The organism is Halobacillus shinanisalinarum, from assembly GCF_022919835.1.
Lineage (GTDB): Bacteria > Bacillota > Bacilli > Bacillales > Halobacillaceae > Halobacillus_A > Halobacillus_A shinanisalinarum.
This window is the reverse complement of the sequence record NZ_CP095074.1, coordinates 1,263,052-1,279,659: the sequence shown is the minus strand read 5'-3', so window position 1 is coordinate 1,279,659 and position 16,608 is coordinate 1,263,052. Positions and strand designations below refer to the sequence as shown.

General features: G+C 41.8%; 12 protein-coding genes and 1 pseudogene. All 13 read left to right on the top strand.

The window, feature by feature from the left end:
• Positions 1-11 precede the first annotated feature (11 nt).
• The 13 genes and pseudogenes from MUO14_RS06525 to MUO14_RS06465 all read left to right on the top strand — a co-directional run bounded on the left by MUO14_RS06525 (position 12) and on the right by MUO14_RS06465 (position 16,263).
• Positions 12-988, top strand: a pseudogene (locus MUO14_RS06525) (electron transfer flavoprotein subunit alpha/FixB family protein).
• A gap of 6 nt (positions 989-994) precedes the next feature.
• The gene (locus tag MUO14_RS06520; protein ID WP_244755488.1) at positions 995-1,840 is read left to right on the top strand and encodes a 3-hydroxyacyl-CoA dehydrogenase family protein; all 846 of its coding nucleotides are present in this window, start codon (positions 995-997) and stop codon (positions 1,838-1,840) included.
• Between the two features lie 104 nt (positions 1,841-1,944).
• Complete coding sequence (locus MUO14_RS06515) at positions 1,945-3,093, top strand: acyl-CoA dehydrogenase family protein (RefSeq protein WP_244754443.1); 1,149 nt, start codon at positions 1,945-1,947, stop codon at positions 3,091-3,093.
• Positions 3,094-3,204: 111 nt separating this feature from the next.
• Positions 3,205-4,389, top strand: a complete 1,185-nt coding sequence (locus MUO14_RS06510; RefSeq protein ID WP_244754442.1) for a thiolase family protein — start codon at positions 3,205-3,207, stop codon at positions 4,387-4,389.
• Positions 4,376-4,651, top strand: coding sequence for a hypothetical protein (locus MUO14_RS06505; protein WP_244754441.1), 276 nt, complete (start codon positions 4,376-4,378; stop codon positions 4,649-4,651). The genes MUO14_RS06510 and MUO14_RS06505 overlap by 14 nt, the downstream gene beginning before the upstream one ends.
• Positions 4,652-5,555: 904 nt before the next feature.
• A complete protein-coding gene (locus MUO14_RS06500; RefSeq protein WP_244754440.1) occupies positions 5,556-6,335 on the top strand; it encodes an enoyl-CoA hydratase/isomerase family protein in 780 nt (259 codons plus the stop codon).
• Positions 6,336-6,349: 14 nt separating this feature from the next.
• Complete coding sequence (locus MUO14_RS06495; RefSeq protein ID WP_244754439.1) at positions 6,350-6,751, top strand: PaaI family thioesterase; 402 nt, start codon at positions 6,350-6,352, stop codon at positions 6,749-6,751.
• A 356-nt stretch (positions 6,752-7,107) separates the two neighbouring features.
• The gene (locus MUO14_RS06490) at positions 7,108-8,271 is read left to right on the top strand and encodes an ROK family transcriptional regulator (protein WP_244754438.1); all 1,164 of its coding nucleotides are present in this window, start codon (positions 7,108-7,110) and stop codon (positions 8,269-8,271) included.
• A gap of 16 nt (positions 8,272-8,287) precedes the next feature.
• Complete coding sequence (locus MUO14_RS06485; protein WP_244754437.1) at positions 8,288-9,400, top strand: extracellular solute-binding protein; 1,113 nt, start codon at positions 8,288-8,290, stop codon at positions 9,398-9,400.
• Positions 9,401-9,430: 30 nt separating this feature from the next.
• Positions 9,431-10,534, top strand: coding sequence for an ABC transporter ATP-binding protein (locus tag MUO14_RS06480; protein ID WP_244754436.1), 1,104 nt, complete (start codon positions 9,431-9,433; stop codon positions 10,532-10,534).
• A 7-nt stretch (positions 10,535-10,541) separates the two neighbouring features.
• Positions 10,542-12,227, top strand: a complete 1,686-nt coding sequence (locus MUO14_RS06475) for an ABC transporter permease (RefSeq protein WP_244754435.1) — start codon at positions 10,542-10,544, stop codon at positions 12,225-12,227.
• Between the two features lie 29 nt (positions 12,228-12,256).
• Positions 12,257-13,654 carry an argininosuccinate lyase gene (argH, locus tag MUO14_RS06470; RefSeq protein WP_244754434.1) on the top strand — a complete coding sequence of 466 codons (1,398 nt, stop codon included), beginning with the start codon at positions 12,257-12,259 and terminating at the stop codon, positions 13,652-13,654.
• A gap of 95 nt (positions 13,655-13,749) precedes the next feature.
• Complete coding sequence (locus MUO14_RS06465) at positions 13,750-16,263, top strand: NEW3 domain-containing protein (protein WP_244754433.1); 2,514 nt, start codon at positions 13,750-13,752, stop codon at positions 16,261-16,263.
• Positions 16,264-16,608 lie beyond the last annotated feature (345 nt).

Below are 16,608 nucleotides of genomic sequence, written 5' to 3'. Positions count from 1 at the left end.
GGCGGACACATATGAACAAAAAAGTAGTAGTACTGGGAGAAGTTAGTGAGGGAAGCCTGAGAAATGTCTCATTTGAAACGATAGCGGCTGCTAAAGCAGTTGCCGGTGACGGGGAGATCGTAGCGCTACTAGTCGGCGAAAGCGTGGAGTCATTTGCACATGAAATGATTCATTATGGCGCAGACCGGGTCCTTACGGTTGAGCATGAGAATCTTAAAAACTATACTTCCGATGGCTATACACAAGCATTAAGCCATGTAATTGAATCAGAAAATCCAGAAGGGCTTATTTTTGCCCACACGGCATTAGGAAAAGACCTTGCCCGAGACTTGCGAGCAAATTAGAAACAGGGCTCATATCTGATGTGACAGAGATTGAGCAGCAGGGGGAAGAGGTTCTTTTTACAAGACCTATCTATTCTGGTAAAGCCTTTGAGAAGAAAGTCATTAAGGAGGGAACGATTTTTGCAACGATCCGTCCTAATAATATAGAACCACTTGAAAAGGACGAAACACGTACTGGCGAGATAATCTCAAGTGATGTAGAGATTAAAGATTTGCGAACGACCATAAAGGACATTATCCGCAATACAACCGATGGTGTGGACTTATCCGAGGCCAAAATAATTATCGCGGGCGGCCGAGGTGTAAAAGGTGAAGAAGGTTTTGAGACGCTGCAAGAATTGGCAGATGTTTTAGGTGGGGCTGTAGGAGCTTCCCGTGGAGCATGTGATGCGGAATATTGTGACTATGCACTGCAGATTGGTCAAACAGGGAAGGTCGTAACACCAGACCTCTATATTGCCTGTGGAATCTCTGGGGCCATTCAACATTTGGCGGGAATGTCAAACTCTAAAACGATTGTGGCGATTAATAAGGATCCTGAAGCCAATATCTTCAACGTAGCCGACTATGGAATTGTTGGCGATCTATTTGAAGTGGTTCCATTGTTGACGGAAGAATTCAAGAAATTGAAGGTCGGTGTGTAAGCAGTGATCCATCATGTGAGTGTGATTGGTGCAGGGACCATGGGAAGGGGGATCGCCTTTTCATGTGCCCTAGCCGATTTATCCGTTTTCGTTCAAGACATTTCTGAGCAAGGCCTTGAGGATTGTAAGCAATATATCGAAAAGCAATTTCAAAGAAGTATTCAAAAAGGGAAGATAACAGAGGAGCAAGCGAAACAGCTACGAGGGAATATTCACTATTCCCTCAGCATTGAGGAAGCGGTAGCAAATGCTGACTTAGTCATAGAAGCTGTGCTCGAAATAATGGATGTAAAAGTGGAGACGTTTAAAAAGCTCGACATCTATGCGCCGAAGCACGCTATTTTAGCAACAAATACGTCGACTATGAGTCCCACTGAAATTGCGGCACAAACCAATCGTCCTGACCAATGTATTGCCTTGCACTTCTTTAACCCGGTACCTAAAATGAAACTCATCGAGGTCATTTGCGGACTCGAAACATCTGAAGAAACGATAGCGAAGTCCTTCCAACTCGGTGAAAAGATGGGCAAAGAATCCGTGCGAATCAATGAATTCCCTGGATTCGCCGTCAGTCGTATGAATTGCCTGATTGGAAATGAAGCGATGAATATGGTCATGGAAGGTGTTGGATCAGCTGAGGATATCGACAAGGCGATGAAGCTCGGGTTAAACCACCCCATGGGCCCGTTAGAGTTGGCTGATTTAGTTGGTTTGGATACGAGGCTGCGTAACATGGAGTACTTATATCAAACATTGGGAGAAAAATATCGTCCCTGTCCGATTTTGACAAAGTATGTGAAAGCAGGTCATTTAGGTAAGAAAACGGGCAGAGGATTTTACAGCTATTCATAAAATGGGTGTTTAAAAAGTTACCAAATTAGAAGCAAGCCAACGAAGAGATTCGCCTCTTATCATTTGGTGACTTTTTGAACACACACTTAAAGGGAGTGAAGCAGTTGAATTTCAATTTAGAGGAAGACATTCAATTTTTAAAAAAGAATGTGCATGATTTTGTCCAAACAGAAGTAGAAGCTGTCGCGATGGATATTGAAAAAGAAGACAAGATCCCTGAACGAATTATTGAAATGTCTAAAGAAATGGGACTGTTCGGCCTAAGTATCCCTGAAGAATACTGCGGATTAGGGATTGGAATGGTAGGCAAGTGTGCTCTATATGAAGAAATAGGAGCAACCCACAATGGGTATACAACATTGATTGGTGCACATACAGGAATTGGCACAGTGGGCATTGTTGAAATGGGAAATGAGCAGCAAAAACAAAAATACTTACCGAAACTTGCGAGCGGTGAATTCATAGGTGCCTTTGCTCTCACAGAGCCAAGTGCTGGGTCGAATGCGACGAATTTAAAGACCACAGCTGTTAAAAACGGAGATCACTATATTTTAAATGGCACAAAACATTACATCACTAACGCAACGGAAGCCGATGTCTTCACAGTCATGGCGGTGACCGATGCTAGTAAAGGGGCGAAAGGAATTACCTCTTTCATTGTTGAAAAAGATTTCCCTGGCTTTCAAGTTGGTGCGATCGAGCCGAAGATGGGGTTGCACGGTTCCCAATCTGCTGAAATTATTTTAGAAGATTGCAAGGTTCCAGCTGAGAATGTGCTCGGAGTTGAAGGTCAAGGCTACGTCAACGCCTTAAAAATACTGGCTAACGGCCGAGCTGGTCTGGCAGCTAGAAACCTTGGCTCCTGCCAAAAGCTGTTAGACTTGTCGATGGAATATGTCCAAGAACGTGAGCAGTTTGGCGTGCCTATTATCGACCATCAGGCGGTCGGTCATATGGTATCTGAAATGGCCGTTGAGATTGAGGCACTGCGATCATTTACCTATCGAGTGGCATGGATGGTGGATGAAGGACAGAAAGTTATCAAGGAAGCGGCGATGCTGAAGCTATACGGATCAGAAGTCTATAATCGCGTGGCTGATAAAGCGGTTCAGGTTCACGGAGGGATCGGGTATATTTCTGATTATCCAATTGAACGATTTTTCCGCGACGCACGGATTACTAGGATTTATGAAGGTACATCGGAAATCCAAAAGAACATTATCACTGGTCAATTGAAAAAAGAGTATAGCTAATCTTGTTATGGACAGTTCCACCGATCTGAAGGTCATAGGTTTTACTTCTGCTTTCTTTAGGAGGAGGGGGCTGTCATTCATGCCGACCAAACCATTGAGGAGGATCAACATATGAAAGAGGATATTGTCATTGTTAGTGCTGTGAGAACACCGATTGGCCGCTATGGTGGCTCCCTAAAAGGCATATCTTCCGGCCATTTAGCCTCTATCGCTATAGAAGAATCTATAAATCGAGCCGGGATTTCCCCTGAACAAGTAGATGAAGCCATCATGGGCGAGGTGCGGCAAACGACGGAGTCATCGAATGTGGCGAGAGTAGCCGCGTTACGGGCAGAGATACCGGAATCGGCCACCGCTTATACAATTAACCGTCTATGTGCGTCAGGTATGCAAGCTGTGGCTTCAGGTGTTCAGCAAATCGCTTTTGATCAAGCGGATATTGTGGTGGCTGGCGGAGTCGAAAGTATGAGTCGTTCCCCTATTTATCTAAGAAACTCAAGGTTTGGCGGGGATCAGACGACGCTAATTGACTCAAACTCAGAAGCGGGTCAACAGCCACAAGAAATTTACGGAAAGAACTTAGGAATGGGGATGACGGCCGAAAATGTTGCCGAAAAATATGCTGTTTCACGAGAAGACCAGGATGCCTTTGCGATTGAAAGCCAAAGACGAGCTTCACAGGCGATTGAGGAAGGAAAGTTCAAGGATGAAATCGTTCCTGTAGAGGTAAAAGAAAAAAAGAAAACTCATGTCGTCGATACAGATGAGCATCCCCGCCCTCAAACAACGATCGAAAAGCTGGCGTCACTACGACCAGCATTCAAAGAGAATGGAACGGTAACAGCCGGGAATGCCTGCGGCCGAAATGATGGTGCGACAGCCTTAGTCATTATGAAACAATCTCAAGCAAAAGCTTTAGGCCTAAAACCACTTGCACGGATTGTGGATTGGGCGACAGCTGGTGTTTCACCGGAAGTCATGGGAATCGGACCCGTACCTGCCGTGAAAAAGCTGCTGGAGAAAACCTCTAAACAAGTACAAGACATCGGATTACTCGAGTTAAATGAGGCATTTGCTTCCCAATCCTTAGCCGTTATTCGAGAGCTCTCCTTAGACCCAGAAAAAGTAAATGTAAATGGTGGAGCGATCGCGCTTGGCCATCCGGTCGGTGCGAGTGGGGCACGAATTATCACTACACTTTTACATGAAATGATAAAAAGAGACGAACAACTTGGAATTGCTACCCTATGTGCAGGTGGTGGTCAAGGGATGGCCATGATGATTGAAAGGATTTAAATTTGAAAAGTCCCAGGGCGGGGCAAAAGTTCATGGAGGGCCTAAGCATATGAACGATCAATCTTCTTTTTTTGACTATATGGGCTATAAGAAAAATAAAGATGAAAAAGGTTATGTCACCATAGTTTTAAACGTGAACGAGGATGTATTAACTGCAGAAAAGACGATCCCAGCAGGCGTATTTGCAAGCATGCTTGATGGCGTTATTGGTTCCACATTTGGTACCGAGATTGATCAACCGACAACCGAATCAATTTTATAATTGCTCTTTTTAAATGCCAAAGACTGGCATAATATAAGGCTCTTTTCGAAAAGGTTCAAAATTGGATTCTTATCCAGCAGATTTTAGTTTCCGTTTTATAAAGAAGTTTGATCACTTTCTATCCATGTTGCTTCACATCGCCGCCTTATCCTGGAGACTCAGCTCCGAGACACTTAGGTCCGTTTCCCAGCCACTCCACTTGTTTTGTGATGAACGGAGCCATTCGTATTCCGAATGAGTATCCAATGTTCAGAGGGCTTTATCCATCATGATGTGGCATAATAACCGCGTCACAGAGAGATTTTTAGCTCTCTGATAAGAAGTTCTTCTGTCGTTTTGGGTGACTTGTGAACCTGGAGTGTTTCCGTTCTTCTCACAAACACAAGGAGGTCCGGGAAATGGCGAGGCAGGTGAGACCCCGGAGGACAGAGTCCGAGGAGGCTCAGCGCATGCCTACGGAAAGCGAGTGATTTCCCGGACCTCCTTCTCCGTTCAAGGAAACGGAAACCTATCTCGAGATGGAGTCTTCCAGATTACTGTCCTTAACCTAATAAAAATGATTTCAAATACTTGGCTAGATTTGTGGAGGCACATCCTTTTCCTTGGGACAGAAGGGGCTTAAATTATGAAATTTATTCAATCACGGTACATTTAAATTTTACCTTTTTTGACCTAACAAATAAGGGACCCTATACATCTTCAGCGTCTATTACGAATCATGACGGAAAAATGATCACAGGTGAAGGAATCGTTGTGGATAGGAATGAGAGCATTGTCGCAAAAGCGATCGGAACGTTCAAGGTGCTTTCTTCTATCAGACATGACTAAGTTCCTTATGTGTGACCGGATTCATATACTCGTCACCGAGGTTAACATCATCAATCAAAAAGAAAGGGATGACAACATGCCATTTGAAAACATCGAATTAACAACGAAGGATCAGCTTGCCTACATTACGATTAATCGACCGGAAGCACGTAATGCATTAAATAAGGAAACGTTAGATGAGATGGTCGAGGCTTTGGAAAGGTTATCCCAGCAAGAGGAAGTAGGAGCGGTTGTTTTTACCGGGCAGGGGGAAAAATCCTTTGCTGCAGGTGCCGATATTAAACAACTAACAGAAAAATCTGCGATGGATGCTTTAAACCCTCAAGGAATGCAATATGTTTATGACATGATTGAAAGCTATGAAAAACCTACAATTGCAAGGATTAATGGGTATGCCCTTGGTGGCGGCTGTGAATTGGCGATGGCTTGTGATATCCGTATTGCCTCTACAAATGCAAAACTAGGACTACCTGAGCTTAACTTATCGATAATTCCAGGTGCTGGCGGTACACAAAGGTTAGCGAGATTAGTCGGAAAAGGAAAAGCCCTTGAGATGATTTTGACAGGAAAAATGATGGGTGCCCAAGAAGCGGTACAGTTTGGATTGGTATCCGAAACAGTAGCACTAGAGGATTTAACTGCGAAGGTAGAGGAGGTAGCCTCAAAGATTCTCGATAAAGGGCCATTAGCTGTGAAACTTGCGAAACTGTCTGTTCATATGGGGACAGAAACAGATATGAAAACAGGCTTAATGCTTGAAAAGCTTTCCCAGGCGATTTTATTTAACTCAGAAGATAAAAATGAAGGAACACAAGCTTTTATTGAGAAACGTAAAGCAGTCTTTCAAGGGAAGTAGTGGAGGGTGTTAGGATGACGAAGGTAATTGATGAGGTGCGTGAAAGCTTTGAATCTAGTCCATTTTTCTCGCATATAGGCTTTGAGATCCTCAATTTTGAAGAAGGAAACGTTTTTCTTAAGCTTCCTATTAAAGAGCAGTTATTAAATGTAAATGGAACGCTGCACGGTGGTGTTCATGCCACAATGCTTGATTTGATCTTAGGTATGGCCATCCGATCGACCACGAAAACCCGGTGCACAACGATAAATCTTAATGTGAACTATCTTGCCCCTTCCTCAGGTGGGGAGGTTTTTGCAAGGGGAAGGATTTTGCAACAGGGGTATCGGACCGTAACGGCAGAGGGTGAATTATATGATCACGAAGAGAAGATGCTCGCGAAAGGGATAGGGACGTTTAAGCTCATTCGTGATTGAAGAATATAAAGTGATTGTTGTTATTAACAAAGCAATATGAGCTCAAAATAAAGCTTACCCGAATTAATAGATGGGTAAGCTTTTTTGTCTTACCACTAAAGAAATACATAAATCCGAGTATGAACCCCGTCATTAAAGATTCACTCCCTATGTTTGTAAGGAATTATATTCATGATGCACTATGTGAACTCTGAAAGGCTTTTAGCCATTCAGAGTTTTTTAATACGGATTTCCAAAGTTCTAAGTCCATACTTACTGGCATATCAATGAATCAAACGAGTTAGTAAGTAAACTTTACTAACTGATATCTCTTAAAAATAAAACCTTTAAATACGAAAGGCTAAGGGGCATGTTCAATGCGGAAAGGAAATGCGGGTTACATTAAGAATATGAATCAAAAGATGATCTTAAAGTGCATTATGGAAGAGGAATCTGTCTCTCGGGCCAATATTGCTAAGAAACTTTCATTAAGTAAACCTACAGTATCCACACTTGTTGACGTGCTTTTAGAAGATGAATGGATCTATGAGACCGGTAACGGTGAAGCGTCAACAAATGGAGGGAGAAAGCCCGTAAATCTAGCATTTAACCCGAAAAAAGCATTTATTATCGGGATGGACATTGGTGGTACAAAGGTAGCAATAGGGATAACGGATTTATACGGCGAGGTATGCGTCTATAGGGATTTTCCTACCCAGGATCACTTGGAACGCGACTTGTTCGAGGTAATAAAAGACCAGGTAGAAATGATGAAAGAAGAGTTGAAGATTGATGATACAAAAATTCTAGGTGTTGGTGTAGGGATACCTGGCATCACAAATATAGAAGAAGGAATGGTTAAAGAAGCTCCTGCTTTAAAATGGAACCGTTTTCCTATTCGTAAAAGGCTCCAGGAGATTTTTGACCTGCCAATATATATAGATAATGACGTGAATATAAATGTCTTGGGTGAACATTGGAAAGGGGTTGGAAGGAACAAAAATAATCTGATATATATTGCAATTGGTACAGGGATTGGCAGTGGGTTAATGATCAATGGAAGCCTATACCGAGGGAGTACTTATAGTGCTGGGGAAATTGGTTATTTGGTCACTGATCGAGTCCATGCAAAGAACTACCACCCAGTATATGAGGGGTATGGTTTTTTAGAAAGTATCGCTAGTGGTTCTTCGATTGGAAATCAATTGTCTGAGCGCCTAGGAAAAGCAGTTTCCGCAAAAGAAGCTTTTGAACTTTATCAACAACAGAATAAGGACGCCCAAGAGGTGATTGATTTTGCTATCGAGAATTTGGCGCTTGGTATTGCGAATTATGTGTCGCTTTTCGATCCTGAGCTCGTGATTTTAGGGGGTGGTGTCAGCGGGTCTTATTCTGTCATCCGTAAGCAGATGATGAACGTCATAGAGCGGTACACTCCAGAAACGTGTGAGGTTGTACAAACAACATTTGGGAAAGAATCGGGAGTTGTCGGGGCGGTGGCGTTATTCCTGAAAGAGTTTGATACATTAATTGACATTTAATTGGGGGTATTTTGTCATGAAGAATCTAAGAAAATCATATGTGATTTCATCATTATTATTAGCTGCATTAGTCTTTGTCCTTGCAGGATGTATGGCGGGTGGATCGAGTGATGAAGCAAGTGATGAACCAGATACTGATAAGAATTCAGAGTCGGCTAATGATCTGGAAGAAAAAGTCGTGGTGTATTCTCCACACGGGAAGGATATATTAAGCGAATTTGAGAAGCAGTTTGAAGCAGAATATGATGTGGATATGCAATTTTTAGACATGGGTTCCCAGGAAATATTAGACCGTGTTCGCTCTGAGAAAAATAACACGCAAGCTGATGTATGGTGGGGAGCTCCTCAGGTAAACTTTGATAAAGCCAAGGAAGAAGAGTTATTGGCCGAATATAAACCTTCCTATGCAGATACTCTCCCTGATATGTACCATGACGAAGATTGGATGTGGTCAGGAACGTCCATTACTCCAGAGGTCATTTTATACAATACAAAAGAAATTTCCGAAGAAGAGGCACCTAAGGATTGGGATGATCTCCTTGACCCTAAATGGAAGGATGAAATCATTATTCGCTATCCATTAGCGTCAGGAACGATGCGTACCATCTTCTCATCCATGATTTATCGTACGTATCAAGATACCCAAAGTCCTGAAGAAGGCTACGAATGGCTACAAAAGCTCGATGAAAACACGAAAGAGTACTCTGCAAATCCAGAAATTATGTATAACCAGGTTGCCAAGGGTGTCGGCTCCTTATCCGTATGGAATATGCCAGACACAGTCATGTTAGCTAAGGAAAAAGGCTATCCTTTTGACTATGTTATTCCTGAAAGTGGAACACCAGTTTTAACAGAGGGGATCGCCCTCATTAAAGATGCTCCACATCCAAAGGCTGCAAAAGCTTTTTATGAGTTTGTGAATACGAAAGAAGCTGCCAAATTACTAGCCGAAACATATTACCGTATTCCTACACGTGAAGATATCGAAGACCTGCCTGCTTGGATAACAGAGACCGACATTAAGCCGATGGAGATTGATTGGACTCTATTCCAAGAGAAGTCTCAAAATTGGATGGAACATTGGGATAACAAAATCAAGAACACAGAGAAAGATAAGAGCGGAGAATAGAATGCTCTAAATGAGGGGAGTTGTTGTTATATGTCAACAGTGAATTTATCTACCATTACAAAACGTTTCGGTAACGTGACGGCAGTTAAAGGGTTGGATCTAGTTATCGAAGAAGGCGAGTTCTTTACCTTTTTAGGTCCAAGTGGATGCGGGAAAACAACAACTCTTCGAATGATTGCCGGCTTCTATTACCCTTCGAGCGGAAAGGTCAAGTTTAATGAAAGAGATATGACGACTGTTCCACCTGAAAAAAGAAATACGGGCATGGTTTTTCAAAACTATGCCTTATTTCCTCATATGACCGTATTTGAAAATGTTGCCTTTGGCTTAAATGTAAGAAAAATTAATAAAGCCAATACGAAAAAAAGGGTAGAAGATGTGCTGAATAAAGTTCGTCTCGATCAATATATTACTCGCCAAGTAAGTCAACTGAGCGGGGGACAGCAGCAACGAGTAGCCTTAGCAAGAGCTCTTGTAATTGAACCCGATATTTTACTATTAGATGAACCTTTGAGTAACTTAGATGCTAGATTGCGAGATGAAATGCGTACGGAAATACTAAGGTTGCAACGTGAGTACGGCATTACCACCATCTATGTGACGCATGATCAAGTGGAAGCACTGACCATGAGTGATCGAATTGCCGTGTTTAACTATGGAGAGTGCCAGCAGATAGGCACCCCAACCGACATTTATAATAAGCCGGTTAATGACTTTGTGGCTGAATTTATTGGAGAAACGAATTTATCACCGATTATATTTGAAGAAAAAGCATTGGGTGATGATCTGGTTTTTCACTCAAACCTATTAGAAAGTTCGATCCATGTTAACCATTCGGAATTAAACATAGCTGCTTACGATGGAAGTGATGAACTTGTGATGTCGATCAGGCCAGAAGCTATTCATATTGATGGAAATCAGACCACAGGTAAGAATAATGTATTCACAGGTGAAGTTTCGCTTGTGCAATTTACCGGTGCATCTGTTCATACGTTTATAAAACTGAACGATAATTTTACGATTAAGGCGACGGATTTAAATCGAGGTCCTAGTACGTATTTTAAAGAAGGAACAGAGGTCAGTGTTCATATGCCAGAAGATCAAATACGAGTAATCCCAAAGGCAAGGGAGTGACAAGGGGATGCTAAATGCAGAAAAGAGAAAAACACTTTTCTTATTGATTCCAGTACTATTAGTATTGATTGGATATGTACTCTACCCGTCGATTGAGACGATACTTGAAAGCTTTAGAAAAAATGAAGGCTTTTCCGTCCAAAATTATACGGACTTTTTCGGGGAAAAAGCGGCTGCCAATTTAGAGGCATTGTGGAACTCCGTATATATTTCTCTGTTGTCCGTTTTCTTTAGTGCCTTAATCGGAATTCCTTTAGCCTATATTTTCAATCGCTACGATTTTCCTGGACGTCAGTTTTTCTCAAATATTGCCATCATGCCTATTGTCCTCCCTTCATTAGTCGGTGTTATGGCTTTCATGTTCCTATATGGCGAAGCAGGATTAGTTCCAAATTTCATAAAAGATGTCTTTAATCTGTCGGAAATCCCCTTTAGTATCGGTGGGGTTTCGGGTATTCTGTTAGTCCATGCGTACACGATGTATCCCTATTTTTATATGACCACGTCATCCGCTTTAAATAACATTGATCCATCTTTAGAAGAAGCGGCTTATAATCTAGGTTCCAGTAAATTTACAGTATTTAGAAAAGTGACCTTTCCTTTGTTAACACCTGGATTAGTTGCAGCTTCTTTATTAGTTTTTATGGTTTCGATGGCTTCTTTTAGTGCCCCCTTTCTACTAGCTGGTGGTTATCGGGTCTTAAGTTTACAAATTTACTTTTCCAAAGTGAATGGTGACTTAGAAATGGCTGCAACCCAGTCTGTAATTTTGTCTGCCGTCTCGATCTCCTTTCTCTTATTTATGCGCTGGTATCAAGGTCGAAAAGATTATCGAATGGCAAGCAAGGGGATTGGGGCTCATCGCAGCGAAGTGAGTCATCCATTATTAAAGTGGTTTATGGTAACACTTGGCGTCATCGCGATGATCATCTTGCTATTGCCGCATATGACCCTATTGGTTTTATCTCTTGTACCTGAAGGAGGGTGGACGTGGCAAACCTATCCACAAACCTTTAGCTTAGAGAACTTCAGATTGTTGTTTGAAGACCCTAATATATGGGATCCTGTGAAAAACAGTTTAATTATGTCCGTTCTTGCCTGTGCAGGTGTGTTTGTATTTGGCATTATTACATCTTATGCCCTTGTGAAGCGCAGTTTTATTGGAAAAAACTTGCTAGATATTTTGGTAATGATTCCTTGGGCATTACCAGCTACAGTTGTCGGGATGAATTTAATTTTAGCCTTTAATCAGTCGTCACCGTTTTCGTTTGGAAAAGTTCTTGTCGGAACCTTCTGGATTTTGCCGCTTGCCTATTTTATCCGATTTATTCCACTTGTCGTAAGGTCGACATCGGCCGTACTTGAGCAAATGGATGACTCGATCGAAGAAGCTGCACAAAACTTAGGAGCAAAGTGGATCTACACCTTTAGACGTATTGTCATACCAATCATCATGCCGGGGGTGTTGAGTGGTACGTTACTAGCTTTTGTTCAGGCTGTAGGAGAATTTCCGACATCTGTCTTGCTTTACACCATAGGCAACCGTCCTATTTCCATCGAAATCATGAACCAATTGAGACAATTTAATATCGGTCAGGCGGCAGCTTTCGGAATGATTCAAGTTGGTTTAATAGCGATCGTCATGTACGTGGCTTATCGGTTTTTTGGCGTCAAATCAGAAAACACATTATAAATTTTATTGATATATTGGGGTGCTTTTTGATGAGTAATGCAAAGCAGCAATTTGAATTAAGTGACGGTATTGCATTTCCAGGTAAAACATACGTGGAATCGTTACTAAAGCCCGTATTTTACGATCAAAAAGAACATCTAATTGATGCGATGTTCATGATTCATAAAGCGCATACGATCATGCTTACGGAACAAGGGATGCTTACCCAAGCGGAAAATGAACAAATTTTAAAAGGCATGGAGGTAGTAAAAGGGCTTGATCAAAGTCAACTAGAATACTCAGCGGCGTGCGAAGATTTATTTTTTCTAGTGGAGTCCAAAATTGGTGAACGAATTGGTGACGATCTTGCAGGAAAGATGCACATAGCTAAAAGCAGAAATGATATGGGCGAGGCGATGTATCGAATTGTCATCAGGGATTACATCAAAAGGGCGATAAGCGATGCAGAGCAACTTAGCGAGGCTATTCTAGATCAGGCTGAACAGCATGTGGAGACGGTTATGGCCGCCCATACCCATACACAGCCTGCCCAACCTACAACGTTTGGTCATTACTTAGTAGCCATTTATGATAATTTGCAAAGAGATGTGACGAGGCTGAAACAAGCCTATCGAACAGTGAACCAATCACCCATGGGAGCGGTGGCTATTACAACCACCGGCTTTTCCATAAATCGTGAACGAATGGCAGAGCTGCTCGGGTTTAATGGACTAATCGAAAACTCATATGATGCGATTGCCACAGGTGATTATTTGATTGAGGCTGCTCAAGGCTTAGTGAGCTTGATGACCAATATAGGGAGATGGACGCAAGAATTTTTGCGAATGGCATCAAAAGAAGTCGGTTTGTTAAAAGTGTCTGATGCCTATGTGCAAGTCAGCAGTATCATGCCGCAAAAAAGAAATCCCGTTTCAATTGAACATTCACGCGCCATAGCAAGCAGTGCAGCGGCGGAAGGAATGGCAGTCGTTCACATGATTCACAATACACCATATGGAGATATCAATGATACCGAAGATGATTTACAGCCGCACATCTATGGAGGATATAAGAAAGCGATTCGTGTATTACGTTTAATGCGTGCTGTAGTACTGACGATGGATTTTAATAAGGAGAAGGCCCATCAACAAGCAAGGGAAAATATGATTACGATCACTGAGCTTGCCGACGTACTCGCACGCGATTATGGTGTTTCATTTAGAAAAGCTCACCACAAAGCAAGTGTAATCGCGAAAAAAGCTATTCAAATGGAAAAGGAACTATACGAAATTTCTTTGAGCGAAATAAATGATTGGATAGAAGGCGTTGCGATAACCGAAAAGGATTGGCAATGTATTATTGATCCCGTTTGTTTTGTGGAAAGACGAAAGATTACAGGGGGACCAAATCCAAATGTGGTAAAAGCTATGATTAGAGCAAGGAAATGATTCGGTGTTTGTGCCAAGTATTATATCTTATGGTAGGTGGTTCATCTCTTCTAATTCGTTCCATCTCTTTACCAAACTTTGAAAGGGGAAATTCAATGGGAAAGCTTTTATCATTATTCCTGATTTTGATTTTAATCGTTCCAATGGTGACGCCTAAAACATCACATGGGGAAGAAAAAACAAAACCTGATGTTGACTTATGGAACACACTTAAGCCGCTAGACACCACATTAAGTTTCTTAAATACTGGAGCTCACCCTGACGACGAACGTAGTCACCTTCTTGCCTACTTGTCGAGGGGACTTGGGATAAGAACGGCAAGCCTCATAGCCAATCGTGGTGAGGGCGGACAAAATGAAATCGGGAAGGAACTTGGTAATGCACTGGGGATTATCCGTTCAAATGAACTCATTGAAGCATCCGAGGTTACAGGTGTAGAGGTGTTTCATTTAAGTGAAACGACGAACGATCCGATTTATGACTTTGGTTTCTCAAAAAGCCCTGAAGAGACATTGGAAAAATGGGGAGAAGAACTTACTTATGAACGATTTATCCGTAAAATCCGAACATATAAGCCTGATATCCTTTTCCCTTCTTTCCTGGATATCGATACACAGCACGGACACCATCGGGCCATCAATCAACTTACAGTAAGAGCATTTGAAGATGCAGCCGACCCAAACGTCTTTCCAAAACAACTTGAAGAAGGTTTGTCTACCTGGCAAGTAAAGAAGTTATACCTTCCTGCTGAGTCAGACCATGCGACGACTTTATTGGAAATCGGTACGTATGATCCGATTTATGGCATGACCTATCCGCAATTAGGTGAAAAGTCACGCTTTCTCCACAAAAGTCAAGGAATGGGTGACGACATTCCGGCAGAACCAGAAACCATCAACTTGAGACTTGCAAAATCGGTTACGGAGATCCCAAAAGAAGAAAACATGTTTGATGGTCTGGCTTACGACTTTACTGAAATAGCAGCTCGTTTAACGGATAACAATCCAGCTATTGGTTCAAAACTCAAGCATTTTCAAAAAACGCTTGATAAGGTAATCGATCAATATCCAAATCGTTCCCAGGCTCTGAAAAAGGCTCACATCGCCCTTAAAGAAGCTAGAAAGCTACAATCAGAAATCCAAGAAGCTAATTTAGAAACAAACATAAAAGAGGACATCTTGTTCCGTCTTGACGTTAAAGAGAAACAGCTACTTGAGGTCAGTAAAGTTGCTTCCAGTTTAGCAGTAGAAACAGTTGTTGAAGACGTTACTCTCGTTCAGGATGGTCAAACAACAGTGACAATCGTTGTCGAAAATAATGGTAAACACCCCTTGAAAGATGTTCAGGGAGCACTAAGTCTTCCTAAAGGATGGACCGTTAATCATACTCCTAAGCCATTTCGTCTGAAAGCAGGTGAAAAGAAAACAATTGAATATCTTGTCCAGGTCCCTGAAAATGCGGAATACTTCGAGCCTTATGATGAACCGAAGATGAATTCGAAACTCTCCTATTCGGTAGGACCTACAAAAGTTGAACAGCGTTATCAAACTGAAAGGACAGTGGCTGTTTTACCGGACGTATCAGTGCAGACGGACCCAACGAAGCTAGTGGTGAATACACTAGACATTCCGGAAAAAGTCAACGTCAAAGCAGAAGTCCAAAATAATACTTCGGGTTCTCTTAATGCATCTGTTGAACTAAATGTTCCTGAAGGATGGACTGTAAAACCTGAGTCAAAGTCTGTTAATTTTAGTGAAGAAAACGAAATAAAAACGGTTTCCTTCACAGTATCCCCGGGAACTGAAGTAAACAAAGGTGAGTTTTCTTTAGAACCAATAGTAAAGACTAACGGAAAATCGTTAAGCACTTACGTTCAAAAAATTCAGTATGACCATATCTCGACTTCTTATTACCTACAACAAGCTAAGGTAAAAGGAGTAGCCTTTGATCTGAACCTGCCGGATAACTTAAAAGTCGGCTATATCGACAGCGGCTTTGATAAAGTAGCAGAACGATTACAAGGAATTGGTATGAATGTGACAAAACTAGGATCCGAAGATTTACAAACAGGTGACTTATCCAAATACGATACAATCGTAACAGGCGTCAGGGCCTACCTTTCCCGCGAAGATTTAAGAAACAATAATGAAAGACTTCTTCAATACGCCGAAGACGGAGGTCATCTGGTTGTTCAATATAACAAACCATGGGACAACTGGAACCCAGAGCAAACCGCACCATATAAACTTGTTATCGGTCAGCCCTCCATCGAGTGGCGGGTAACCGACGAAACCGCCGCAGTCGATGTACAAAAACCGGATCACCCACTTTTTAATTTTCCAAACACTATTAAGGAAGATGATTGGTCCAATTGGATCCAGGAACGTGGATTGTACTATCCAATGGAATGGGACGAAAAGTTTGAAACATTTGTCAGTATGGCTGATCCAAACGGAGAACCGTTTAATGGTGGTATATTGATGGCGGACTATGGAGAAGGAAGTTACTTATACACGAATCTCGTCTGGTACCGCCAAATTCAAAATCAAGTACCAGGTGGATATCGTATTTTCACTAACCTTGTGAGTTACCCGCTTCATAATGAATAATTAAATTAAACTAGTACGAAAAGCCACGGATGGTGACCATCCGTGGCTTTTTAGGTTGTTTACAGTCAACCTGCATATTCCTTCTTAAAAAACTGAAGTAATTGATTTTCTATAGACTTTATTTGGCCTTTAAATAAAGAACTTTGATTGCTTACGGAGGCCATTTTAATGGGGATACGTTACTGATAAGGTTCGTTATTAAGATGGAGTTATAGAAAATGATTCGGAGCCCCGCATGACTACTACATGGTCAACAATTTCCGCTTCTTAACGGAAAAAATATAGGTGTAAATGTAAGCGCTTATAAAATAGACTGAAATTAGTTCAAAAAATATCTATTAAGGG

What these genes read in the sequence shown, in the direction of transcription:
- MUO14_RS06495 (WP_244754439.1), top strand. Translation starts at nt 6,350, where the DNA reads ATGACGAAGGTAATTGATGAGGTGCGTGAAAGCTTTGAATCTAGTCCA.
- MUO14_RS06480 (WP_244754436.1), top strand. Translation starts at nt 9,431, where the DNA reads ATGTCAACAGTGAATTTATCTACCATTACAAAACGTTTCGGTAACGTG.
- MUO14_RS06490 (WP_244754438.1), top strand. Translation starts at nt 7,108, where the DNA reads ATGCGGAAAGGAAATGCGGGTTACATTAAGAATATGAATCAAAAGATG.
- MUO14_RS06500 (WP_244754440.1), top strand. Translation starts at nt 5,556, where the DNA reads ATGCCATTTGAAAACATCGAATTAACAACGAAGGATCAGCTTGCCTAC.
- MUO14_RS06485 (WP_244754437.1), top strand. Translation starts at nt 8,288, where the DNA reads ATGAAGAATCTAAGAAAATCATATGTGATTTCATCATTATTATTAGCT.
- MUO14_RS06465 (WP_244754433.1), top strand. Translation starts at nt 13,750, where the DNA reads ATGGGAAAGCTTTTATCATTATTCCTGATTTTGATTTTAATCGTTCCA.
- argH (WP_244754434.1), top strand. Translation starts at nt 12,257, where the DNA reads ATGAGTAATGCAAAGCAGCAATTTGAATTAAGTGACGGTATTGCATTT.
- MUO14_RS06510 (WP_244754442.1), top strand. Translation starts at nt 3,205, where the DNA reads ATGAAAGAGGATATTGTCATTGTTAGTGCTGTGAGAACACCGATTGGC.
- MUO14_RS06475 (WP_244754435.1), top strand. Translation starts at nt 10,542, where the DNA reads ATGCTAAATGCAGAAAAGAGAAAAACACTTTTCTTATTGATTCCAGTA.